This window comes from Neisseria sp. N95_16 (assembly GCF_002551535.2).
Taxonomy (GTDB): domain Bacteria; phylum Pseudomonadota; class Gammaproteobacteria; order Burkholderiales; family Neisseriaceae; genus Neisseria; species Neisseria brasiliensis.
The window spans coordinates 1-21,983 of the sequence record NZ_PDBT02000041.1 but is presented as its reverse complement, the minus strand read 5'-3'; the positions used below and the strand labels follow the sequence as shown (position 1 = coordinate 21,983).

The following is a 21,983-nucleotide window of genomic DNA, read 5'->3' as shown; positions in this document are numbered from 1 at the left end:
AAACTTTTGCTCTGAAATTTTGCTGAACTTTTGATACTTATTTTTTAGTTTCATATTAGGAGCTTATCAGGTTTTTTGATGATTTTGCTTCCTAAGCCCCTATTTTAAATGACTATATTCAACTATTCATCAACCAATATTGCAAACCCACTAAGGTTTTGGCATCTTTGATTTCATCGTTTTTCAAAGCGACTTTCACTTCTTCGCGGCTGAGCAACACGGTTTCGGTGATTTCGTCTTCATCGTTGCTCAAGGTGCTGCCCACGCGCACGCCGTTGGCTTGGTAGAGATACATTTTTTCATCGCAAAAGCCGACTGCGGTGTAGAAAGTATGCAGTAGTTTCACGCTGTCGGCGGTGTAGTTGGTTTCTTCGGCCAACTCACGCAAGGCGCATTCGGCAGGATCTTCGCCGGCCACATCCAATTTACCCACCGGCAATTCCAACACGGCTTGATCGGCGGCATAACGCCATTGACGCACCAGCACCACTTCGTCATTATCTGTCACGGCCAACACACAGGCAGCACCGGGATGGCGAATCACCATGCGTTGGCTTTCTTTGCCGTTGGACAAGCGGATTTGGTCGCGGCTGATGCGGATAAACGAACCTTCGTAAATCGGTTCACTGCTGATACAGGTTTCTTTTAAATCCATGATGTTCTTTCTTCAATATAAATAAACAGGCCGTCTGAACGTTTAAGCGAAGCTTTCAGACGGCCTTAGATATAACAAAAGGCCGTCTGAAATCAATTTTTACTACGCTCGATTTCCACGCCCACTTCTTTTACATCCGGCAGAATACCCGGTTTGACGATTCTCACGCGCACCCACAGCGCATTGAAATCTTCTAAAATCAACTTGGCCACATGCTCGGCCAATACTTCCAGCAACAAAAAATCCTGTTCTCGCAAGCTATTGCGCACGGCTTCGCATACTTCGCCATAGTGCACCGTATCGCCGATGTCATCGCTCAAGGCAGATTTTTCCGGCACGCCAATATCTAAATCCAGCACCAGCGTTTGCAGTCGCTCGCGCTCCCAATCGTACACGCCAATCAACGTATCGGCCTTCATGCCGCGTAAAAAAATTTTATCCATTTGCATTGTCCCGTTTTTTGGATAGAATACCCCTTTCATTCTAAGCAAAGCATACAAAATGTACAATGTTTTAGCGGTGACTTCGGCTTATTTAATCGGTTCATTGTCTTTTGCGGTAATTGTATCGAAAGCATACGGCATGGATGATCCGCGCACCTACGGCTCCGGCAATCCGGGCGCGACCAATGTTTTGCGCAGCGGCAAGAAAAAAGCAGCCGCGCTCACTTTGCTGGGCGATGCGCTCAAAGGCTTTGTGGCCGTGTGGCTGGCGCGCTGGTTGGGAACCGAAGTCAGCATGGTAGAAGCCACCGTCGGCGTGTGTGCGGTGGCCGTGCTGGTTGGACATATGTGGCCGATATTCTTCCGCTTCAAAGGCGGCAAAGGCGTGGCCACTGCCTTAGGGGCGTTGCTGGCGCTTTCTTGGCCGACTGCGTTGGTATGCGCCATTGTGTGGTTGGTGATGGCTTTTGGGTTTAAAGTTTCTTCGCTGGCGGCTTTGGTTGCCACAGTAATCAGCCCAATTGTGGCCTATTTCTTTATGCCTTATCCTTCTTGGGTGTGGGCAACCGCGGTGATTGCGGTATTGGTGTTGTATCGCCATAAAAGCAATATCATCAACCTGATTTCTGGTAAGGAAAGTAAAATCGGCGATAAAGCTTCATAGCTTTGCCAAACAATCATATAAAAAAGCCCGACAATGTCGGGCTTTTTTATGCTTTAATACATACAATAGTGTATTTATTCAAATATAATTCAGCTAGAATAAACAAGGCCGTCTGAAATCAGATTCATCATTTTTTCTTTATTTTCCGATTAAAACATTATGTTGAAAAAAAACGCCAAACTCACCCTCACCGTCTCGCTGGCTATCATGCTTTCTGCTTGTTCGCTGGTGAAATATCAACCGCTCGAAACCATCAATAAAGTGGATTTGAGCAAAGGTTATCGTTTTGAAAATGCCAATAAAGAAAATCAAGACGATACTTTTATGGTGTTGATGTTTTCCGGTGGTGGCACGCGTGCGGCGGCTTTGGGTTATGGCGTACTAGAACAATTGCATCAGCAGCAAGTCCAGATCAACGGTCAAAAAAAATCCTTACTCGAAAACGTTGATTTAGTAGTAGGCGTATCCGGCGGCTCAGTATTGGCTGCTTATTATTCGCTGCATGGAGCAGATACTATTCCCAGCTTTTATCGCCGTTTCTTACGGCAAAATTTTCAACGCAAAGTCATCAGGCAGGCATTCTCTGCCACCAACATCCCACGTCTCGCTTCACGGGAGTTCGGCCGCGGTGATTTGCTGCAAGAACAATTTGAAACTTATTTATTCGGCAGTGCCACGTTTGAAGATTTGGAAAAACGCCGCAAAGGCCCGTTTGCTATCATCAGCGCGACAGATATGGGCATAGGCGAACGCCTGAATTTTACCCAAGAATATTTTGATCCGATGTGCTTAAACTTAAGCAAATTAAGCATTGCCCGTGCCGTTGCAGCCTCCAGTGCCGTGCCGGTAGTATTTGCGCCGCTTACACTTAATAATAATGGCGGCAACTGCAATTATACGCCGCCCAAACGCATTCAGGCCGCAGTACAAAAAGATGAAGGAAAAAATAAGCAGCAAAATATTACACGAAAAGAAGTCAAAGAACACTTTCTCCAATACAGCGACAGCCAATCCCGCCCTTATATCCATCTGCTCGATGGCGGCCTGACCGACAATCTCGGTATGCGCAGCCTGCTCGACATGACCGAAGTATATTCGAGCAATATGCTGGTACAACAAATGAGCACGCATAAAATCAAGCGCATAGTGGTGATTAATGTCAACGCACAAAACCAAATCAACAGCGATTTAGACAAAACCGCTGCTGTGCCGGGTATGCGCGATGTGGTGAACGCGATTATCGACATTCCGATCGGCAAATATTCGCAAGAATCGCTGCGCCGCTTCCGCGCCTTTACCGACCGCTGGAATGAAGCCAAGTATAAAGATGCCAATGGTAATCCCATTTCGCTTACCTTTGTCAGCCTGAGCCTGCGCGATTTGCCTGAATCACCACTGCGCGACACCGTGTTGAATATTCCGACCAGTTTCTACCTGCCGGGTGACGATGTCGATAACTTGCGCACTGCCGCCGCTGAATTGATGAGGCATTCCAAAGAATATCAAGGCTTGCTCAAAGAATTATCCACCCAGCCAAATACCGAAGCCTTGTTTACCCAAACCGAGCCGGAGATGGAAGAAAATCCGGAAATGAAGCCGGTGGAAAATCCGTTTTCCATTGAAGAATTAAATAAGATAAATGCCACTGATTCAGAAGATTTCGAATTACCACCGCAACCATAAGCTAAACATTAAGGCCGTCTGAATGATTGTAAAAACAAAGGCTTCAGACGGCCTTTCTGTTTTATCCGCCTTTCAGTCAAACACATAATTTGCTAAAATACAGCTTATTTATTCTTTCAGACGGCCTACTTTTAAATCGGGCCATCTGAAACATTTCAACACACAGAATCAAACCATGAGCCAAAACGAAAAATTAATCGTCACCGACATCGACCGCCCTGTTCTCACTCCGCCCGACGGCCACAAAAAAGTGCTGCTGCATTCCTGCTGCGCGCCGTGTTCCGGCGAAGTGATGGAAGCCATGCTCGCCAGCGGTATCGATTACACCATTTATTTTTATAATCCGAATATCCACCCACACAAAGAATACATGTTGCGCAAAGAAGAAAACCTGCGTTTTGCGGAAAAATTCGGTATTCCGTTTGTCGATAAAGACGACGACTACGAAAACGACCGCAAAGAATGGTTCGAGTTGGCCAAAGGCATGGAATTCGAGCCAGAACGTGGCATCCGCTGCACCATGTGTTTCGATATGCGCTTCGTCAAAGCCGCGCAATACGCCCACGACAACGGCTTTCCCGTGTTCACCAGCTCGCTCGGCATTTCACGCTGGAAAGACATGAAACAAATCAACGGCTGCGGCCATCGCGCGGCAGATTTGTTTGACGACGTGACCTATTGGGATTTCAACTGGCGCAAAGGCGGCGGCAGCGCGCGCATGATTGAAATCAGCAAACGCGAAAACTTCTACCAGCAAGAATACTGCGGTTGCGCTTATTCCCTGCGCGACTCCAACAAACACCGCAAATCGCAAGGCCGCATTCCGATTAAAATCGGCAAGCTGTATTACGGCGACGAATCAACCATTTACGAGCCACAAGCGATTAAAGTGGATAAATAATCTTAGTTAAAAAACAGGCCAAAGCCTTTGCAAAGCTCGTCAATTTGCATAAATCTTTAAACCGTCATTCCCGCGCAAGCGGGAATGACGAGCATAGTTTTCTTAGTTCAAATTGAGTTTTACAAAGGTCTCAGGCCGTCTGAAAGATTTTATCTTTCAGACGGCCTTTTGTATTGATTAAGCTTTAAGCCAACACTTTCTTCGCCGCTTCTATACCCCAATACGCCGCCTCTTCAAAAACTGAATAGCCGCTCAAATCGCTGTGGGCAAACAATAATTTGGAATGATGCTGCCGCAAAGCCAGTAAGTTTTGATTGTCTAGATAACCCACTTTCGGCACGCTCATGGCATGGCCGCGCACGGTCAGGTCGATGTGTTCGACGTGTTGCCAAAACGATTTGCCGTACACGCTCAATAAATCTTGTGCGGCGATGTCGGCCAATGCTTGCTCGTCGGCTTCCAGCAGCCAGCGGCGGATGTTTTGCGGCGTATCATGATTGAGCGCGGTGTAGGCGGTGAAGATCGTACGCTCAGGCTTGGCCACGCGGATATGCTGGTGCGTGGACACGACATAGCCCAGCGACGGGCTGCCGTAAACCACGTTGTCCCACGCCAATTCGCTGTTGCCCTGCTCTTTGGGAAAACGGTTGAGCACGAAATTCGCCACCAGCCACGGCGCATATTCAGGCGTGTGCAAACCGTATTGCTGCGGCGTATCGATGATGTGCGCCGCCACCATCAAAGGCATGGCGCTGATGACGTGACGGGCGGTGACGGCATAGGTTTCGCCGCCGGCATGGTCGTACAGCCAAACGTCCACGCCGTCTGAATGCTCGCGAATCTTCACGGCGGAAGCGCTAATAGAAGCCGGTTGCGCCAAGCGGATCAGGTTTTCAGACGGCCATGCATGCAAGGTTTGCAAGCCGCTTTTTTCGCGTAATTTCGCCGACAAATGCGCCAAGCCCTGCGGCCAAGTCAATACCGTGTCGGTGCTGTTGCGGCTGGCAAAATAATGCAATCCGGCAAACGCAGACACTTGTCCAATCCCCTGCCCGTAATCGTCGCGACAGCAGTAATCAAGATACCAACGTAAGGTCGGCGAGTGGTAGCGTTCCTGATTCAGCCATTGCGCAAAAGTCAATTTATCGAGCGCGCGCCATTGTGTATCTTGCGATGACAAAGCAATCGGAATGGCAAAGATTTTTTTACCGTCGCTGCCGTAGGCGTTTTTCAGACGGCCTATCAAGGCAAAAAAGCGGCTGCTGTCGTCATCGTCTTGAGGCAGCAAATCCGGCTGCCACGCTTGTTCGTAAAACAAACGCGCTTCGGGCGCATGCACCAAATCCGTTTCACGATAGCTGCCGTCCGCCTGCAAAATATCAAAGTCGCGCAGCATATCGCGGATATGGCTGCTTTCTTTTGACGGCAAGGCCAAATAATGCGCGCCACTGGGCGCAGTCAGGCCGTCTGAAAAACGGTAGGCCGCATTGTTGCCGTCCGGCTCGAAACCTTCGGCCAGCAACACATCACGGTGGCCGTGTTTCGCCAAATACCACAACGCGCTCAAACCCGCCGCGCCGCTGCCCAAAATCAGGGTGTGGCATTGATAATGTTTTTTCGGGTTGGTCGACAATTTGCCGTCGCGCAGCAAATGCCCCATCGGCAAACCGACACGGTTGACCGATACCGTCGGTGCGGCGTTGAGATGATGATAACCGAGATAGGAAAACAGGGAAGCAGTGGTTAAGGCGGCGGTGTAGCCGAGAAACTGGCGGCGGGTGGTGTTCATGGGGTGTCCGGAAGAAATATTAAGAATGCTTTAAGCAAAATGTGAGGCCGTCTGAAAACAATTTTAAGAAATCAAACATCAATCCCAACGGCTGCCGCGGCGGTATACCGTCCATTCGCTGTTCGTGGCTTGTAAGGCTGTTTGCAGGATTTGGCGCACGGTTTCCAGCTCGCTGCTGCCGCAGATAAACGCGTCCACCGCCGCGAAGCCATGCTCCGGCCAAGTGTGGATGCTGATGTGTGATTCGGCCAACAGCAATACACCGGTCACGCCGCCTTCGCCGCCGAAGGTGTGGAAATGGCTGCCGAGTATGGTCGCGCCGGCCGCTTCTGCCGCTTCGCTGAGCCAGTTTTTCAGACGGCCTTCGTCTTTCAGCGATTCAACATCGCAGCCGTATAAATCCAGCAAACCGTGGTTTTCAGGCTGCATTATTTGTGTCCTCCGGCCGAACCGCCGACGTAGCCGCCCACATAGCCGCCTCCGTGGGTGCGCGAGCCGCCGGAATCACTGTCGCTGACGATGGAATAATTGTTGAGCGTTACCATCAGCACAATCAGCGAGGCAAACATAATATAAGCGATTTTAGACATGTGTTTTTCCTAATCGTCGTCGCTGCTGCGGCCTAGAAACCAAATAAATGCGATGCCGATGATGGTCGGAATCATCGATTCGTCAAACACTTGCTCCGAGTTCATCATCAGCCATGCCGGTGCGTTAATCAGCAGCAAGATGCCCACCATCAACAGGCGCAAGCCGTTGCTCACGCCGTCGGGGCGCATATTGGCGGTGTATTGCGGCGCTCGGCTTTGTGCCAGACCGAAGGCTTGAGCAATTTCGTTGTAGCGGATGGGCGTGTTTTTGCTCCATGCCAATTCATTCTGCGACAGCGTCGCACTCAATTTGCCGCTACCTTGGCGGTAATCGGTGTAATAGTTCAAGTCGCCCTGCCGCACCTGCCAATAAAAAGCACCCGCCGCTACTTCAACGCGGCCTCCGTAATCATAGAGCTTTTCGCAACCTCGCGGCTGGTTGTATTGATTAAGGCGCGGCCACTCGTTGAGCGTTTCGGATATGCTCCATTCGCCCTCTGCCGTTTGCACCAGCCAGTTAAACCCGTGCTGCGGGTGATACAGCAGGTACTCCACCCACCAGCCCTCCGGCACCAGCGCATGAGTGGCCATGCCGAACATTTTGTCGAAGGTTTCTTGCGCGTCGGTTTCGCTGTAACGCACCGCGCCCATCACATAATAATCACGGTTTTTCAGACGGCCTGCGCTACCCACTGGCAGCATAAACAGCTTTTCCTGCGCCTGCCGCATGTGGTTGGCTTCAATCAGCTTGATTTTGTCTTCACTGGCCTGCAATTGGCTGGCGCAACTCGGACAGACAATATGCTCGGCTAAGCCGTTGACCCAATGCACCGGCGCACCGCAATTCGGACAATCTTCTGCCTGCCGCGAACCTTTCAGACGGCCTGCGGTTTCGCGGATTTGGTCATCGCTACGGGTATGGGCTAGATGCAAATCATCGAGCTTGACCATGCGCCCGACAAAGGCTTGCGGCTCGGTTTCGGCGTAATCCAAGGTCAGAAACAGGTTTTCGCAGCGCCAGTCGGCCACGCGGTTGACCGTTTCGCCCTGAATCCGAAACGGCAATTCGCCCTGCACCGCCGCTTGGCTTAAACTGATTTCGCGCACATCAGCCGCCATAAACTGCTTGCCGTTGTGGTTTAAGGTGCTGAATCCGGCGCGGATGTCGTGAAATCTCGGTGCCGATTCTGGCAAGCGGTCGGCCATGGTCATCACATACAAGTCGCCTGCTTCCGACAGCCAGCCGTCTTGCCCGTCGTCAAACAGCACATACCATTCGTTCCACACGCCGCCATCATAACGCGCCTGCAAGCGGCCGATAATCGAAAAAGCGCGCAGCAGAAAACGACCCGTCGTGCCGATTTGCAGCGGGCTGAAATCTTCCAGCAGCGCGGAATCGCGGCCGGTATCGACGATGCTGTCGTCTTGGCGCACCAGCATGCTGTTGCAGTAGCCGCACACCAGCGTCATCGCGGTGGCCGAATGTGCTTCCACCGGCGCGCCGCAGCTTGGGCAATCAGTTTTGAAAAAAGGCGTTGTGGACATGGATGTTTTGTTTTATTGGGAAAGTTTCAGACGGCATGGCGAACGCCCGAATTCTCTTTTTGTTTTAATGATTGAACATGTTGTTCAATCCGCTCAGGTGTCGCTTCAAAATCAGGATTTGATAAAATTCTACAAAATTCAATACACTGCTCAATACCGAAAACCTCTTTGTCATATTTCTGAACATAAGGAATAAAATCAGAAACCAAACATACATTTTCCGGAAATGGTGTTTTCAACTGACAATTACGATGAGTAAATGCAACAATCGAATGGAATTCTTTTTCTGAAAGCCCTAATAATTTAGACAAGGCTTTAATATGCTTATAATTTTGTCTTAACGGATTTTGGAACGAAAACTTACTGCCAGAGGGTAAGGTATGCGTCCATTTAGGTTGATTTGGCGTTCCGAAAATCCAACCTTGAAAATATTTTGCTTCAATTACAAAAATTCCATAAGGTGAAATAACAATATTATCAATTTGTGTGCTACTACCATCTATAGGCACAATTAGATTATGAAAATAACGGTAATGTGCTGTGTCAAGCTTTGATAAAACTTGTACTTTGATAATCTGCTCGCCTATCGCACCTTTAAGTGCAGTTTTTTCTTCCTTATTGAGATTACTTTGCTTCTTTCGATCACTATTTTGTCGTGATTTTTTGCGTCTATTCGGTTGATTAGAGCCATCTCCAGCCAACAACATACACACAAAACAAACCACAATGACAAAAATAATTAGACTTTCCATTGTTTTGTTTTCCCTAACAGAGGCCGTCTGAAAATTGCAATTGTTTCAGACGGCCTTTTTGCCTTAGCCAATCAGTTTTTTCAACACTTCGGCTTTGGCTTGGTCGTAGTCTTCTTGCGAAATCAAACCTTCATCAAGCAAGGTTTTGAGTTTGGCCAATTTGCTTTGCGGATCTTCGACAGGTTCGGCGGCCGTCTGAACCGGATTAGTCGGTGCGGCTTGCGCTTGGTTCGGTTGCAGCATACCGGCCATCGCACCGGCCATGGTTTGTCCCACGCCCGCGCCGACACCGATACCCGCACCTATGCCCGCCAAGCCGCCTTCGTTTTCGGCGGCTTTGGTGATGGCTTCGGCGGTTTGGTATTGAGCGTATCTGCCCAAATCGCCAATCACGCCCATGGAGATTTTCTTATCCAGCGCCGCTTGAATGGCTTCAGGCAAGGAAACGCTCTCAACAGTGAAGTTTTCCAGCATTAAACCCAGTTTGGCAAATTCAGCCGCCAGCAATTCGGCCATTTTTTGCGACAGCAGCACTTGGTTGGCCGCCATGTCGAGAAACGGAATGCCTGAGGTGCCGAAAGCGGTGGCCAATTGCGTCACCACAATATTGCGCAATTGCGCTTCCAATTCTTCGCCGCTATAGGCCGCAGTTACACCAGTAACTTCTTTAAAGAATTTGGCCGGATCATTCACACGGTAGGAATACATGCCGAACGAGCGCAATTGCACCGCGCCGAATTCCGAATCGCGCACGGTGACCGGCTGGGCAGTGCCCCATTTGCGGGCAAGCTGTTGCTTGGTATTAAAGAAATAAACGTCTGATTTGAATGGCGATTGGAATAATTTATCCCAGTTTTTCAGGTTGGTGAGCACAGGCAGCGTTTGCGTATTGAGCGTGTAGCGCCCTGCGCCGAATACGTCTGCGGTTACGCCTTCATCGACAAACATCGCCATCTGCGCTTCACGCACGGTCAGGCTGGCGCCGTTTTGGATTTCTTCGTCCTGCATGGGAAAGCGCCACATCAGCAGGCGTTCGTCCGGATTCGGCCATTGGATGACGTCGATAAATTGTTTTTTGATAAAGTCGAATAAAGCCATTTTTTGCTCCCGAATATTAGGTCAAACACGCCGCGTTTAATAAGCCGATGGATACGGAAACCGCACCAAACAGCGCACCCACTGCGACATTGTTGTTAATCAATTCTTCATTGGCGCCTTTAATGATGCAGGTGGCGGCGAAATACACCAAAATCTGTACCAAAGCCGCGCCCAAGCCCCATAAAATAAAATCGGTGAAGCCAACGCTGTGGGAAATGCTCGATGCCAAGGTCACGCAAAAGCCGACCAATGCGCCGCCGAACGACAACGCGCAGGCCAAATTGCCGTTTTTAATCAGGCGCAATTCTTCGGCTGGCGTGATGCGCAGATAAACCGCGGCAAACACCACCGTCATCGCTACGCCGGCAAGCATGTATTGCAGATACAGAAAATACTGGGCTGGAGAAATGCTCACGATAGACATCCTTTGATTTGGTATAATTGCCGGAAACTTTTGCTGATTATGCCATTGACTATGTGCTGCTGACAATGCACATGCCGTCTGAAACGTTGATTTTTATTGTGCTTTCAGACGGCCTTCCTAAAACTTTAAAACACTAAATCACCGTCTTACCCGCCACAGGCCGTCTGAAACATGAAACTCAACCGCACGCTTATTATTTCCGTTTTCGTCGTCGCCAGTTGCGGCTTGGCTTACGAACTCATTCTGGCCGCGCTCGCCAGCTATCTGTTAGGCGACAGCATTCTGCAATTTTCATCCATCATCGGCCTGTATCTTTTTTCAATGGGCATCGGCGCGCATTTGTCGAAATACGTTAAAGACGAAGATACCTTAGCGCGTTTTATCGAAATCGAATTGCTGGTCGGCATCATCGGCGGCGTTTCTGCGCTGGCTTTGTTTGTGGCTTTCGGCTTTTCCGCCGCACCGTTTCGCACTTTGCTTTACGCGCTGGTGCTGATCGTCGGCACCATCGTCGGCATGGAAATTCCACTAGTGATGCGCGTGCTGAACCAGCAAAAAGCGGATTTCAAAGAATTGGTGGCGAAAGTCTTAACCTTCGATTATTTGGGCGCATTGGCCGTTTCGCTGTTGTTTCCGCTGATACTCGCGCCCAAGCTCGGCATGGCGCGTTCGGCCTTATTGTTCGGTTTGCTCAACGCAGCCGTAGCGGCGCTGACCGCTCGCGTGTTCAAAGCCCAACTGAACAACTACAAATCCTTGCAAATCCGCGCCGCTGTGGTGCTGCTGATTTTGGCGGCCGCATTTCTTTACGCCGACCGCATTACCTTTCAAGCCGAGCAACGCTATTTCGGCGACCCGATTGTCTATGAAAGCCACTCGCCCTATCAGCGCTTAGTCGTAACCCGTTGGAAAGACGATACACGCCTGTATATCAACGGTAATTTGCAATTTTCATCACGCGATGAAGTGCGCTACCACGAAGCCTTAGCCTTACCTGCCATGCAGATGAGTAAACAACGGGAAAACATCTTGATTCTCGGCGGCGGCGACGGCTTGGCGGCGCGCGAAGTGTTGAAATATCCTGAAGTGAACAAGGTCACGCTGGTGGATTTGGATCCCGACATGACCGCCACATTCCAAACTTCCGCCACCTTGAGCGCGCTGAACCAAGGTGCGTTGTCACACCCGAAAATGAACGTCGTCAACGATGATGCGGCCAAATGGCTGGAAACCAATCAAGATAAGTTTGATGTGATGATTATCGATTTGCCCGACCCGTCGAATTTCTCCTTGGGCAAGCTTTATTCCGTGCCGATGTACCGCTTGGTGGCACGCCATCTGAAACCAAAAGGGCGCATTGTGGTGCAATCCACTTCACCTTATTTCGCGCCAAATGCTTATTGGTCGGTGGTTGCCACGCTGGAAGCGGCAGGTTTGTACACCGCGCCTTATCATATTTATGTCCCTTCGTTTGGCGAATGGGGCTTTGTGTTGGCGGCAGCGGACAATGATTTTCCGATTCCGCAGCATTATGATGTGCCGACCCGTTTTCTCAATGCCGAAACCACCGCGGCGATGTTCCACTTTCCGCCCGATATGGCACGGCGCGATGTGGAACCGAATTATTTGAACAATCAGATTTTGGTCAGCTATTTTGAACGCGATTGGAATAGCGTGATTCGTTAGGCCGTCTAAAAACATAAAACAAGGCCGTCTGAAACCCAATGTTTCAGACGGCCTTGTCTATATTTTAACTTTAATCTTCGCCCCACACTTCGGCAGCGATTTCTTCGACCAAGCGCACTTTTGCCCATTGCTCGGCTTCGGTCATGATGTTACCTTCTTCGGTTGAAGCAAAGCCACATTGCGGCGACAAGGCCAGTTGGTCGAGAGGCACGATTTTTGCAGCTTCGGCGATACGTGCTTTGATTTCGTCTTTGCTTTCCAACTCAGGGAATTTGGACGTTACCAAGCCCAACACAATGCGGCCTTTGTGCGGATTGTCGTTGAAGTATTTCAATGGCTCGAAACCACCCGAACGCTCGTTGTCGTATTCCAAGAAATAGCCGTCGTAAGCCGTTTGGCCGAACAATTCAGGCGCAACCGGATCGTAAGCACCGGTCAACAGATAAGAAGATTTGTAGTTGCCGCGACAAACGTGGGTGGTGATGGTCATATCGGCCGGTTTGTCGGCCAAAATGGCTTGGATGTTTTCCAAGGCAAATTGTTTGCTGGCTTCAAAATCAAATTCAGGATTGCTGAAATTGTTGCACAAAGTGCCCCAATACACGTCATCGATTTGCAGATAACGGCAGCCGGCATCGTAAAATGCTTTAATCGCGTCTTTATAGGTTTGGCGCACGTCTTCGCAGAATGCGGCTTTGCTTTCATAGACGCCGGTATCCCAAATAAACGGATACATCAATTGGTTCGGGCTGGGAATGGCGTATTTCACAATGCCCCGGTCGCCGACGATTTCGGCCAAGGCTTTGTAATGGGCGATAAACGGATGGTTTTCGTTCCAAGACACTTTTCCGTTGCAGCGCGTATTGTATTTGCGCACTTCGGTGCCTTTAAACGCATAAGCCTGCTCCGGCACAAAGCCTTCGATGCCGTTGAGGTTTTCCAAAAAGTCAATGTGCCACCATGAGCGGCGGAATTCACCATCGGTAATCACTTGAATGCCCGCGTCTAATTGGTCTTGCACCAATTTGGCGATTTCTTGGTCTTCCACACGGGTCAATTCTTCACGGCTGATTTTGTCCTCGGCAAATTCGGCACGCGCTTTTTTCAGGTTTTCGGTACGCAGGTAGCTGCCGACGGTATCGGCGCGCAAAGGTAAAGTTTTGCTCATGGTAGGTTCCTCAAATAAAGTTTATCTATCGGCAAGTATAAATGAATTGATTAATGACCTGAAGTCAAAAAGGTATGAAAAATTCACGCATTCATGTGATTGAAATTCATAAAGGCCGTCTGAAAAATCATCTTTCAGACGGCCTGATAAACAATCTCAATGCTGGGCACGGATTTGCTGCAAGAAGCGGCGGGTGCGTTCATGTTGCGGATTGTCAAACAACACTTCCGGCGCGCCCTGCTCAACAATCACGCCGCCGTCCATCACCACCACAATATCGGCCACTTCCATCGCAAACTTAATTTCGTGGGTCACGACCACCATTGTCCAGCCTTCTTGCGCCAATTCTTTCATGGTATTCAACACATCTTGCACCAATTCCGGATCGAGCGCGGAAGTCGGCTCGTCAAACAGCATCAATTCCGGCTGAATCGCCAAGGCGCGGGCAATGCCAACACGCTGCTGCTGGCCGCCCGACAATTGATACGGATACAAATCGACTTTATCGCCCAAGCCTACTTTTTCCAGCAAGGCCAAGGCAGCAGCACGCGCTTCGGTTTTGGCTTTGCCCTGCACCGATACCGGCCCTTCCATCACATTTTCCAAAGCGGTTTTATGTGGGAACAGATTGTATTGTTGAAACACCATGCCCGACTTTCGGCGCAAGGCTAAGATTTCAGCTTTGCTCGGTTTTTGGGCAAAATCAACTTTTAAGGGCGCGGCATTATCGAATTCGATTTGCCCTTGCTCGGGCATTTCCAACGCGTTCAAGCAGCGCAAAAACGTGGTTTTACCCGACCCAGAAGGCCCCAAAATCACCACCACTTGGCCTTTGTTTACATCCAAATCAATGCCGCGCAAAATGGTGTTATCGCCGAATGTTTTGTGGATATTACGGATTTTAATCATCTTTTTTCCTTACTTAGCCACATAGCGGTCGAAGCGTTTTTCAATTTTCGCTTGAATCAGGAACAATACCCAGCAGAAACACCAATACACCAAACCCGCTTCGATATACACCGGCAAAAAGTCATAGGCGCGGTTGGCCACTTCGGAAGCGGTGCGGAACAATTCCGTTACCGTCACAAACGAAGCCAGCGACGTGCTTTTGAATAAGCTGATGAATTCATTGCTCAAAGGCGGCACGGATACGCGGAAAGCCTGCGGCGCGATAATGCGGCGGAAGGTTTGCATATAGGTCATGCCGATGGAAAAACCGGCTTCCCATTGACCTTTGTGCACCGATAAAATCGCGGCACGAATGGTTTCGGAAGCATACGCGCCGACATTCAGCGAAAAGCCGATAATCGCCGCCGGAATCGGATCAATGTACACCCCGACCGCCGGCAAGCCGTAAAACACCACTGCCAATTGAATCAGCATCGGCGTGCCGCGGATGGCGGAAACATAAAACTTCACCAAGCCCAAGAAAATTTTGTGCAACCAGCTTTCAGACGGCATCACGCGAATCACCGCCACGATGATGGCAATCACCATGCCGATGATAAACGAAGCAATCGCCAGCGGCATGGATACCAAAAATCCGGCCTTAACCATAGGCCAAAACGCGCTGATTACCAAATCAGCGCGTGTCTCGGTCATAAACGGCAATGAAGCCAGTAGATTATTTAACACTGATGTCTTTTCCGAAGAATTGTTCGCCCAGTTTTTTCAATGTGCCGTCTGCTCGCAATTCTTTCATTGCTTCGCTGAATTTGGCCACGGCTTCATCATTGCCTTTATTGACAATCAAACCGGCACCGACTTTTTCATCAGCAGGCGCAGTCCACACGATTTTCACGCCGGCATTCAGATTTTTTTGCAGATAATCCAATACCGCCAATTCATCGTTCAGCGTCACTTCGGCACGTTTTTGCTCAATCAGCATCAAGGATTGCGCCAAACCGTCAACCGGCACGATTTCGGCTTTAGCTGCAGTGGCGCGTTCGCCGTAGTTGCTGGTTAAAGATTGGGCGGCTTTTTTACCGGCAATTTCATCAACCGATTTAATGGTGCTGTCGTTGCGTGCCACCAAAACCGGGCCGCTCCAGCTATACGGCTCGGATTTATCAAAAGTCGCTTGGCGTTCAGGGCTGGTCAACGCCACTTGGTTGGCCACCACGTCAAAACGACCCGCTTTCAAACCGGCCATCATGGCATCCCATTGGGTTTCTTTGAATTCAACGGTCACGCCCAATTTTTCAGCGATGGCGCGAGTCACTTCCACGTCGTAGCCGGTCAATTTGCCGGATTTATCGTGGTAGGTGAACGGCGCATAAGTGCCTTCGGTGCCAACGGTGATGATGCCTTTATTGTTGATGCGTTCAATCAAAGAACCTGAAGCCTTGTTCGCAGGTGCCGCACCTGAAGCCGCCGAGCCGCCCTCGCTGCCACCGCAAGCAGCCAGTACTAAAGCAGTCATGCTGCCCAATAAGAATTTTTTCAACATCGCTTGATTCCTGTGTGTATCTTTAAAGCGGCTATTTTAATGGATACTGCCTGCAAATACAAAGAATGCTTTCTGCTATCATTTATAACCAAAACATATAACAAAGGCCGTCTGAAACAAAATATTCCGATATTCTGCTTCCGACGACCTTTCCAATAAACACTAAAATTTTATAGATTTAATGAAACTTCTAAATTATCAATCAAACGCGTGCTGCCCAATCGGGCCGCTGCCAATACCACTAAATATTTGTCGCCCACACGCGCCACTTCCAAGCTTTCTGCTTGACGGATTTCAATATAATCCACCTCCCAACCGGCTTGATTTAAGTTTTCTATTGCCGTTTGCTCGATTTGCGTATAGGCAACATTACCTGCCTGCAATTGTGCCGCAGCGGCTTGTAATTCACGGTATAAACGCGGCGCTTCGGCGCGCTCGGTTTCGCTTAAATATTGATTGCGGCTCGATAAAGCCAAGCCATCGGCTGCACGGCCGGTATTCACCGGCACAATTTCAATATTAAAGTTTAAATCTTCAACAAAACCTTTAATAATCGCCAATTGCTGATAATCTTTTTTACCGAAACAAGCGACATCTGCCTCGACAATATTAAATAATTTACTCACCACCGTTGCCACACCGCGGAAATGGCCGGGACGAAATTTGCCACATAATTCGTTTTGCAGATGCGGTGGCTCAACGTTGTAACGCTGCTCGACATTGGGATAAAGCTCTTTTTCATCCGGCGCGAACACCACTGCTACGCCTTCATTGGCCAATTTATCGGCATCTTGTTGCAAAGTCCGTGGGTATTGATCAAAGTCTTCACCTTGACCAAACTGAAGACGGTTCACAAAAATACTGACCACCACATTATCGGCGCGCTTTTTCGCTTCACGCACCAAAGCCAAATGGCCTTCATGCAGATTGCCCATGGTCGGCACAAACGCTACTTTTCCGGCCTGTTTGCGCCATTCGCGCAATTCTTTAATGGTATGAATGATTTGCATAATTTGAATAATCCTTAAAGACGGCAAGGCCGTCTGAAAATAACGGCTTAATTATACGCCTAGCCCCGATGATAACCAAATCCATCAGATAAAAACAAACATGCCGTCTGAAAACCTGTTATTTTTCAGACGGCATGTTGATTGTTTATTTGCTCATTAATCAGCAAAAGTATGCTCAGGTGCTGGGAAAGTTTGTGCTTTTACTTCATCGACGTAAGCTTTCACCGCCGCTTGCACGCTGTCTCTGCCCTGCATAAAGTTTTTTACAAACTTGGCGGTTTTGCCCGGGAACACACCCAGCATATCGTGCATTACCAAAACCTGACCATCGCAATCCACACCCGCGCCAATGCCGATGGTCGGGCAAGCCACGCTTTCAGTCACTTGCTTGGCCAATTGCGCCGGCACGCACTCCATCAACACAATCGCGGCACCTGCTTCATCATGTGCTTTGGCATCGTTTAACAAAGCCTGCGCTTTGTCGCCGCGCCCCTGCACTTTATAGCCGCCAAATGCAAACACCGATTGCGGTGTCAAACCGATGTGCGCACACACAGGAATACCGCGCATTTGCAGAAATTCGGTTGTTTCCGCCATCCACACGCCGCCTTCCAGCTTCACCATGTGCGCACCGGCTGCCATCAACTCTGCCGCCGCTGCAAAAGCTTGTTCTTTACTTTGCTGATACGCACCAAAAGGCAAGTCGCTCACAATCATGGCGTTTTTCGTGCCGCGTGCCACGGCTTCGGTGTGGTAACACATATCGCGCAAACTTACCGGCAGCGTGGAAGTGCGCCCTTGTACGGTCATGCCCAAAGAATCCCCCACCAGTAAAACATCCACGCCCGCTTCGTCCATCAACGCAGCAAAGCTTGCTTCATAAGCAGTGAGCATGGCGATTTTATTGCCTTCGGCTTTCATTTTTTGCAGTGTGTTCACAGTAATCATGTCGTCTGGTTTTCCCGTCTTGTTCAGACGGCCTTATGTAGATTAAAACGAGGCCATTATAAGGCTTTCGTGTTAAATATGTGTCAAGAAATAAAAAAACAGCTTAACCACATTCATGATTAAGCTGTTTTATTTGGTGCCGGCACCAAGAGTCGAACTCGGGACCCCCTGATTACAAGTCAGGTGCTCTACCAACTGAGCTATACCGGCTAAGAAAGTCAGCATTATGCCTTTAACCCTTGCCATTGACAAGGGCTTTGCTGCGAAAAAAAATCTGCTATCGCACAAAATATTTGATTTTAAATTAAATATACTTTTTTCATTTCAAGCAAATGACATGATAAAAATCTATATGGTCAATCATTCTGCAATAGGCCGTCTGAAAAAGAACACAAAATCTGTTAAAATAACCGACTTTCCCAATATTTCACGACTCTGCTCATGGCCCAACACCCTTACCGTCGCTTGCGTGCGCCGCAAGCGCATTTGCCCGAAGTCGGCATTTCTGAAGAAGGCAATATCCGCTCACTACATTTGGGCAGCTCGACGATTCAAAGCTCCATGAACCTCGACCACCCTGCCGAATTGGTGTTGTCATACAGCCGCGCCATGATGGGCTGGCTGTTGTTTACCGAAAACACGCCGCGCCACATTACCCAAATCGGTTTGGGCGGCGGCTCGTTTGCCCGCTGGATTGATGCCTACCTGCCCGATACCAAGCAAACTGCCGTCGACATCAATCCGCAAGTGATTGCCGTGGCACGCAGTTTGTTTGAATTACCGTTTGAAGGTGAAAAATTTGAAATCGTGGAAGCCGATGGTGCGGAATATATTAAGGTGTTCCGCCACAATACCGATGTGATTTTGGTCGACGGTTTCGACGGCGAGCAGATTATTGATGATTTGGTGAGCGAACCGTTTTTTGAAAATTGCCGCCAAGCGCTGTCGCCGGACGGCGTGTTTGTGACCAACTGGTGGAGCGGCGACAAGCGTTATCAGCGTTTTGTCGAGCGTTTATTAAAAGTTTTTGACGGGCGTGTGTTCGAATTACCGGCAGAAAGTCACGGCAACATGGCGGTGATGGCATTTCAAAGCAGCCCGAAAGAGCAAAATCTCGACAATCTGAAAAAACGCGCCGACAAGCTCAGCGACTTATACGACTTGAATTTCAAACGTATGCTGGCCGATTTAAAAGCCCATAATCAAAACAACGGCAAACATTTTTATTTATGACATAAAGGCCGTCTGAACATTTTCAGACGGCCTCACACTCAATCACAAGGAAATTAAGATGCTGAAACCCGAGGTTATCGCCATTCAAGGTCCGGTCGGCGCACTCGAAACCATTTACCTACCCGCCCAAGGCACCGCGCGCGGCGTGGCCGTGGTGAATCACCCCAACCCGCTACAAGGCGGCACCAACACCAATAAAGTGATTCAAACCGCCGCCAAAGCCCTGACCCAGCTTGGTTTTCACTGCTACCTTCCCAACCTGCGCGGTGTGGGCAACAGCGGCGGCGAACACGATTACGGCAAAGGCGAAACCGAAGATTGTATTTGCGTTATCGACTATGCCCGCGCGCAACATCCAGAATTGGAACAATTTGTATTGGCCGGTTTCTCGTTCGGCGGCTATGTCGCCAACTTCGCCGCCCAAGAGCGCGAACCGGATATGCTGTTGCTGATGGGCGCTGCCCTGCGCCACTACCCCGACCGCCCCGAACCTGAAGCGGCACCTAACCCGAATAAAACCTTAATCATTCACGGCGCAGAAGATGAAGTGGTCGAGATTGAAAAAGTTTTGGCATGGGCGGAACCGCAAGATATTCCGGTGATTGCCATTGCCGGCTCTACCCACTTTTTCCACGGCAAACTGATTGTGTTGCGCGATACCATCAGCCGCTTTGCACCGATGATTTTGGGTTAAATTACTATGATAAACAGGCTGAGTCCTTTGCAAAACCTCATTAATCATTAGTAAAAACCAAAACAGCCGTCATTCCCGCGTAGGCGGGAATCCATCTCAAAATTTCAGAAACTTAATTTATTCAATAGCTTGCTATGTTGAAAAATGGATTCCCGCCTACGCGGGAATGACGTCGGTTCTTTGTGCAATGGTTTTTCAAGGTGTTTTGCAAAGGTCTCGGCCTGTTTTAATTCACCCCCTCATCACGAAACATCTTGCGCCAAGCATGCGGATTCACTTGATAATACTTGAAAAACTGCTGCCGGAACGACACCGCATTTTGAAAGCCGGTTTTCTCGGCAATCTGCTCAACGCTGAAACCTGAATTTTCCAATAAATCCAAGCTGCGTTGCAGGCGCTCTTTGTGCAGCCATTCGAGAAAGGTCATGCCGGTGGCTTTTTTGAAATGACGGGTAAAGGTGCTGCGACTCATGGAAACGCGTTCGGCCACTTCATCAATATTTTGTGGCTCGTGTAAATGGTCGCACAAATAATCCAACAGCGCGTTGATTTGCGTGTCTTTCGTTGATTGCGCCAATGGCCGCTCGATAAACTGCGCCTGTCCGCCCTCGCGATGCGGCGGTACCACCAGTAAACGCGCGGTTTTGTTGGCAGTTTTGGCACCATAAAACTTGCGGATAATGTGCAGGCAGCAATCCAAAGCAGCGGCAGTTCCGGCAGAAGTAATGATGTTGCCGTCTTCCACATAAATTGAATTCACATCTAATTTCACTTTAGGAAAACGACGGCTGAAATCGGCCTCACCCTTCCAATGCGTTGCCGCTTTTTTGCCGTCGAGCAAACCGGCATACGCCAAGGCATACGCGCCGTAACACAGGCCGACAATATACGCGCCGCGCTGATAGGCCGTCTGAAGCGCGCTGATTAATTCGGGCACAGGCTGCGTTTGTTCATCTTTCCAACCCGGCACCACCACAATATCGCATTGCGCCATCAAGCCCAAACCGCCATCAATCGACGGCTGCATAATCTGATTGTGCAACGGTTTGCCTGTGGGCGTAACAATTTTCACCTCAAACAAACCGTCTTCCGCCGCATCTTGAAACGCCATATACGGCACGGAAAAATGAAACGGGTTCACTTCGGGATAAAGCAACAAGGCGATTTTCAGCATAATGTGATTCTTTGATTAAGATTGACCCGATTGTTATGTTTTTTGAACTGAATGTCAATTTTCAGACGGCCTTATGCTGCGTACAATGCGTTTCATCGATTCAATCATCACGTTTAAGGAAGAAAATCATGAAACCGAATACCCTGTTTACCGCCGTATTGGCTGCTTCCGCTCTGTTTGCTGCTGCGCCTGCCATAGCCGAAGTGAGCTATCAGCATATCCGCAACGCTACCGCCAAAATCAATTACGGCGGCACCACTTTTTTGGTTGACCCGTATCTTGCGCCTAAAGGTGCGTATGCCGGTTTTGCAGGCACGGTAAACAGCCAATTGCGTCATCCTTTGAATGCCTTGCCGCAATCCATCGCCGACATCATCAAAGGCGTGGATGCGATTGTTGTCACCCACACTCATGACGACCACTGGGACGAAGCGGCGCAAAAAATGCTGCCGAAAGATTTACCGGTGTTCGTGCAAAACGCCAACGATGCCAAAATCATCCGCAGCCAAAGCTTTAAAGATGTGCGTGTCGTCGGTCAAAACACCGAGTTTAAAAATGTGCGCTTGAGCAAAACCGGCGGTCAACACGGCAGCGATGAAATGTATGCCAACCCACAATTAGCAGAAATGCTGGGGGATGCGATGGGTGTTGTGTTCCAAGCGCAAGGCGAGAAAAGCCTGTATGTGATCGGCGATACTTTGTGGAACTACCATGTTGATCATGCTTTGGCGCAATACAAACCTGAAATCATCGTGATGAACACCGGCCTTGCGCGTATGCCGCAATTTAAAGAAGGCATCATCATGGGCACTGAAGATGTGGGCAAAGCCTACCGCGTCGCACCGAATGCAGACATCATCACCGTGCATATGGATGCGGTAAACCATGCTACCATCAGCAGCGATGATATGCGCAAATATGTGAAAGCCAACCGCTTAGGTTCACGTGTGCATGTGCCGAGCAATGGCCAAGTGTTGATGTGGGGTACTGTTAGTTTTTGCACCGGAACATCAAACCAATAAAAAAGGCTGAAATCCTGAAAAGACGTGGATTTCGGCCTTTTTTGCGTCTAAAAAA

Annotated in this window: 23 protein-coding genes and 1 tRNA gene; 7 read left to right on the top strand and 17 right to left on the bottom strand. The window is 49.3% G+C overall.

Annotated features, from left to right (window positions below; translation table 11 throughout):
- Nucleotides 1-118 precede the first annotated feature (118 nt).
- Complete coding sequence (locus CRG49_RS07810; RefSeq protein ID WP_095503496.1) at nt 119-655, bottom strand: NUDIX hydrolase; 537 nt, start codon at nt 653-655, stop codon at nt 119-121.
- A 92-nt stretch (nt 656-747) separates the two neighbouring features.
- Nucleotides 748-1,098, bottom strand: coding sequence for a dihydroneopterin aldolase (folB, locus tag CRG49_RS07805; RefSeq protein WP_095503498.1), 351 nt, complete (start codon nt 1,096-1,098; stop codon nt 748-750).
- Between the two features lie 58 nt (nt 1,099-1,156).
- Between folB and plsY the strand changes: the two genes are divergently transcribed.
- The 3 genes from plsY to CRG49_RS07790 all read left to right on the top strand — a co-directional run bounded on the left by plsY (nt 1,157) and on the right by CRG49_RS07790 (nt 4,346).
- A complete protein-coding gene (gene plsY / locus CRG49_RS07800; RefSeq protein ID WP_095503495.1) occupies nt 1,157-1,762 on the top strand; it encodes a glycerol-3-phosphate 1-O-acyltransferase PlsY in 606 nt (201 codons plus the stop codon).
- A gap of 159 nt (nt 1,763-1,921) precedes the next feature.
- A complete protein-coding gene (locus tag CRG49_RS07795) occupies nt 1,922-3,445 on the top strand; it encodes a patatin-like phospholipase family protein (RefSeq protein ID WP_095503494.1) in 1,524 nt (507 codons plus the stop codon).
- A gap of 175 nt (nt 3,446-3,620) precedes the next feature.
- On the top strand, nt 3,621-4,346 hold the full coding sequence (locus CRG49_RS07790; protein ID WP_095503493.1) for an epoxyqueuosine reductase QueH: 726 nt from the start codon (nt 3,621-3,623) through the stop codon (nt 4,344-4,346).
- A 184-nt stretch (nt 4,347-4,530) separates the two neighbouring features.
- On the opposite strand, the gene CRG49_RS07785 is transcribed toward CRG49_RS07790, so the two are convergent.
- From CRG49_RS07785 to CRG49_RS07760, 7 genes are all read right to left on the bottom strand, one after another.
- Complete coding sequence (locus tag CRG49_RS07785; RefSeq protein WP_095503492.1) at nt 4,531-6,135, bottom strand: NAD(P)/FAD-dependent oxidoreductase; 1,605 nt, start codon at nt 6,133-6,135, stop codon at nt 4,531-4,533.
- Between the two features lie 78 nt (nt 6,136-6,213).
- Nucleotides 6,214-6,564 (bottom strand): adenosylmethionine decarboxylase, encoded by a 351-nt coding sequence (speD, locus tag CRG49_RS07780; RefSeq protein WP_095503491.1) that lies wholly within the window; start codon nt 6,562-6,564, stop codon nt 6,214-6,216.
- A complete protein-coding gene (locus tag CRG49_RS13320; protein ID WP_195690046.1) occupies nt 6,564-6,725 on the bottom strand; it encodes a hypothetical protein in 162 nt (53 codons plus the stop codon). Before CRG49_RS13320 ends, speD begins: the two co-directional genes overlap by 1 nt.
- A gap of 9 nt (nt 6,726-6,734) precedes the next feature.
- Nucleotides 6,735-8,270: a DUF4178 domain-containing protein gene (locus CRG49_RS07775; RefSeq protein ID WP_095503490.1), complete on the bottom strand. Its 1,536-nt coding sequence runs from the start codon at nt 8,268-8,270 to the stop codon at nt 6,735-6,737.
- A gap of 26 nt (nt 8,271-8,296) precedes the next feature.
- Nucleotides 8,297-9,022 (bottom strand): nuclease-related domain-containing protein, encoded by a 726-nt coding sequence (locus CRG49_RS07770; RefSeq protein ID WP_095503489.1) that lies wholly within the window; start codon nt 9,020-9,022, stop codon nt 8,297-8,299.
- Nucleotides 9,023-9,085: 63 nt separating this feature from the next.
- Nucleotides 9,086-10,120 carry an SPFH domain-containing protein gene (locus CRG49_RS07765; protein ID WP_095503488.1) on the bottom strand — a complete coding sequence of 345 codons (1,035 nt, stop codon included), beginning with the start codon at nt 10,118-10,120 and terminating at the stop codon, nt 9,086-9,088.
- A 16-nt stretch (nt 10,121-10,136) separates the two neighbouring features.
- Entirely contained in the window at nt 10,137-10,535 is a 399-nt protein-coding gene (locus CRG49_RS07760) for a DUF350 domain-containing protein (RefSeq protein ID WP_229439429.1), read from the bottom strand.
- Nucleotides 10,536-10,715: 180 nt separating this feature from the next.
- On the opposite strand from CRG49_RS07760, the gene CRG49_RS07755 reads away from it, so the two are divergent.
- The gene (locus tag CRG49_RS07755; RefSeq protein ID WP_095503487.1) at nt 10,716-12,230 is read left to right on the top strand and encodes a polyamine aminopropyltransferase; all 1,515 of its coding nucleotides are present in this window, start codon (nt 10,716-10,718) and stop codon (nt 12,228-12,230) included.
- Nucleotides 12,231-12,300: 70 nt separating this feature from the next.
- Here the strand turns inward: CRG49_RS07755 and CRG49_RS07750 are convergent, their stop codons facing one another.
- The 7 genes from CRG49_RS07750 to CRG49_RS07720 form a co-directional block, all read right to left on the bottom strand.
- A complete protein-coding gene (locus CRG49_RS07750) occupies nt 12,301-13,398 on the bottom strand; it encodes a 5-methyltetrahydropteroyltriglutamate--homocysteine S-methyltransferase (RefSeq protein ID WP_095503486.1) in 1,098 nt (365 codons plus the stop codon).
- A gap of 156 nt (nt 13,399-13,554) precedes the next feature.
- A complete protein-coding gene (locus CRG49_RS07745) occupies nt 13,555-14,307 on the bottom strand; it encodes an amino acid ABC transporter ATP-binding protein (protein WP_095503485.1) in 753 nt (250 codons plus the stop codon).
- Nucleotides 14,308-14,316: 9 nt separating this feature from the next.
- Nucleotides 14,317-15,033: an amino acid ABC transporter permease gene (locus tag CRG49_RS07740; RefSeq protein ID WP_095503484.1), complete on the bottom strand. Its 717-nt coding sequence runs from the start codon at nt 15,031-15,033 to the stop codon at nt 14,317-14,319.
- Nucleotides 15,023-15,847: an amino acid ABC transporter substrate-binding protein gene (locus CRG49_RS07735; protein WP_095503483.1), complete on the bottom strand. Its 825-nt coding sequence runs from the start codon at nt 15,845-15,847 to the stop codon at nt 15,023-15,025. The genes CRG49_RS07740 and CRG49_RS07735 overlap by 11 nt, the downstream gene beginning before the upstream one ends.
- A 170-nt stretch (nt 15,848-16,017) precedes the next feature.
- The gene (gene panC, locus CRG49_RS07730) at nt 16,018-16,857 is read right to left on the bottom strand and encodes a pantoate--beta-alanine ligase (RefSeq protein ID WP_095503482.1); all 840 of its coding nucleotides are present in this window, start codon (nt 16,855-16,857) and stop codon (nt 16,018-16,020) included.
- Between the two features lie 156 nt (nt 16,858-17,013).
- Nucleotides 17,014-17,805, bottom strand: coding sequence for a 3-methyl-2-oxobutanoate hydroxymethyltransferase (gene panB, locus CRG49_RS07725; RefSeq protein WP_095503481.1), 792 nt, complete (start codon nt 17,803-17,805; stop codon nt 17,014-17,016).
- Between the two features lie 134 nt (nt 17,806-17,939).
- A tRNA-Thr gene (locus CRG49_RS07720) sits at nt 17,940-18,015 on the bottom strand.
- Between the two features lie 231 nt (nt 18,016-18,246).
- Between CRG49_RS07720 and CRG49_RS07715 the strand changes: the two genes are divergently transcribed.
- Together CRG49_RS07715 and CRG49_RS07710 are read left to right on the top strand one after the other, a co-directional pair.
- Complete coding sequence (locus tag CRG49_RS07715) at nt 18,247-19,038, top strand: polyamine aminopropyltransferase (RefSeq protein WP_095503480.1); 792 nt, start codon at nt 18,247-18,249, stop codon at nt 19,036-19,038.
- A 58-nt stretch (nt 19,039-19,096) separates the two neighbouring features.
- Entirely contained in the window at nt 19,097-19,732 is a 636-nt protein-coding gene (locus CRG49_RS07710; RefSeq protein WP_095503479.1) for an alpha/beta hydrolase, read from the top strand.
- Between the two features lie 226 nt (nt 19,733-19,958).
- On the opposite strand, the gene CRG49_RS07705 is transcribed toward CRG49_RS07710, so the two are convergent.
- Complete coding sequence (locus tag CRG49_RS07705) at nt 19,959-20,906, bottom strand: GlxA family transcriptional regulator (protein WP_095503478.1); 948 nt, start codon at nt 20,904-20,906, stop codon at nt 19,959-19,961.
- A 128-nt stretch (nt 20,907-21,034) separates the two neighbouring features.
- Between CRG49_RS07705 and CRG49_RS07700 the strand changes: the two genes are divergently transcribed.
- Nucleotides 21,035-21,928, top strand: a complete 894-nt coding sequence (locus tag CRG49_RS07700) for an MBL fold metallo-hydrolase (RefSeq protein WP_095503477.1) — start codon at nt 21,035-21,037, stop codon at nt 21,926-21,928.
- The last annotated feature ends 55 nt before the right edge of the window (nt 21,929-21,983 follow it).

Excerpts from the sequence above, each read along its gene's own strand:
- CRG49_RS07810 (WP_095503496.1), bottom strand. The coding sequence starts at position 655 with ATGGATTTAAAAGAAACCTGTATCAGCAGTGAACCGATTTACGAAGGT.
- folB (WP_095503498.1), bottom strand. The coding sequence starts at position 1,098 with ATGGATAAAATTTTTTTACGCGGCATGAAGGCCGATACGTTGATTGGC.
- plsY (WP_095503495.1), top strand. The coding sequence starts at position 1,157 with ATGTACAATGTTTTAGCGGTGACTTCGGCTTATTTAATCGGTTCATTG.
- CRG49_RS07795 (WP_095503494.1), top strand. The coding sequence starts at position 1,922 with ATGTTGAAAAAAAACGCCAAACTCACCCTCACCGTCTCGCTGGCTATC.
- CRG49_RS07790 (WP_095503493.1), top strand. The coding sequence starts at position 3,621 with ATGAGCCAAAACGAAAAATTAATCGTCACCGACATCGACCGCCCTGTT.
- CRG49_RS07785 (WP_095503492.1), bottom strand. The coding sequence starts at position 6,135 with ATGAACACCACCCGCCGCCAGTTTCTCGGCTACACCGCCGCCTTAACC.
- speD (WP_095503491.1), bottom strand. The coding sequence starts at position 6,564 with ATGCAGCCTGAAAACCACGGTTTGCTGGATTTATACGGCTGCGATGTT.
- CRG49_RS13320 (WP_195690046.1), bottom strand. The coding sequence starts at position 6,725 with ATGTCTAAAATCGCTTATATTATGTTTGCCTCGCTGATTGTGCTGATG.
- CRG49_RS07775 (WP_095503490.1), bottom strand. The coding sequence starts at position 8,270 with ATGTCCACAACGCCTTTTTTCAAAACTGATTGCCCAAGCTGCGGCGCG.
- CRG49_RS07770 (WP_095503489.1), bottom strand. The coding sequence starts at position 9,022 with ATGGAAAGTCTAATTATTTTTGTCATTGTGGTTTGTTTTGTGTGTATG.
- CRG49_RS07765 (WP_095503488.1), bottom strand. The coding sequence starts at position 10,120 with ATGGCTTTATTCGACTTTATCAAAAAACAATTTATCGACGTCATCCAA.
- CRG49_RS07755 (WP_095503487.1), top strand. The coding sequence starts at position 10,716 with ATGAAACTCAACCGCACGCTTATTATTTCCGTTTTCGTCGTCGCCAGT.
- CRG49_RS07750 (WP_095503486.1), bottom strand. The coding sequence starts at position 13,398 with ATGAGCAAAACTTTACCTTTGCGCGCCGATACCGTCGGCAGCTACCTG.
- CRG49_RS07745 (WP_095503485.1), bottom strand. The coding sequence starts at position 14,307 with ATGATTAAAATCCGTAATATCCACAAAACATTCGGCGATAACACCATT.
- CRG49_RS07735 (WP_095503483.1), bottom strand. The coding sequence starts at position 15,847 with ATGTTGAAAAAATTCTTATTGGGCAGCATGACTGCTTTAGTACTGGCT.
- panC (WP_095503482.1), bottom strand. The coding sequence starts at position 16,857 with ATGCAAATCATTCATACCATTAAAGAATTGCGCGAATGGCGCAAACAG.
- panB (WP_095503481.1), bottom strand. The coding sequence starts at position 17,805 with ATGATTACTGTGAACACACTGCAAAAAATGAAAGCCGAAGGCAATAAA.
- CRG49_RS07715 (WP_095503480.1), top strand. The coding sequence starts at position 18,247 with ATGGCCCAACACCCTTACCGTCGCTTGCGTGCGCCGCAAGCGCATTTG.
- CRG49_RS07710 (WP_095503479.1), top strand. The coding sequence starts at position 19,097 with ATGCTGAAACCCGAGGTTATCGCCATTCAAGGTCCGGTCGGCGCACTC.
- CRG49_RS07705 (WP_095503478.1), bottom strand. The coding sequence starts at position 20,906 with ATGCTGAAAATCGCCTTGTTGCTTTATCCCGAAGTGAACCCGTTTCAT.
- CRG49_RS07700 (WP_095503477.1), top strand. The coding sequence starts at position 21,035 with ATGAAACCGAATACCCTGTTTACCGCCGTATTGGCTGCTTCCGCTCTG.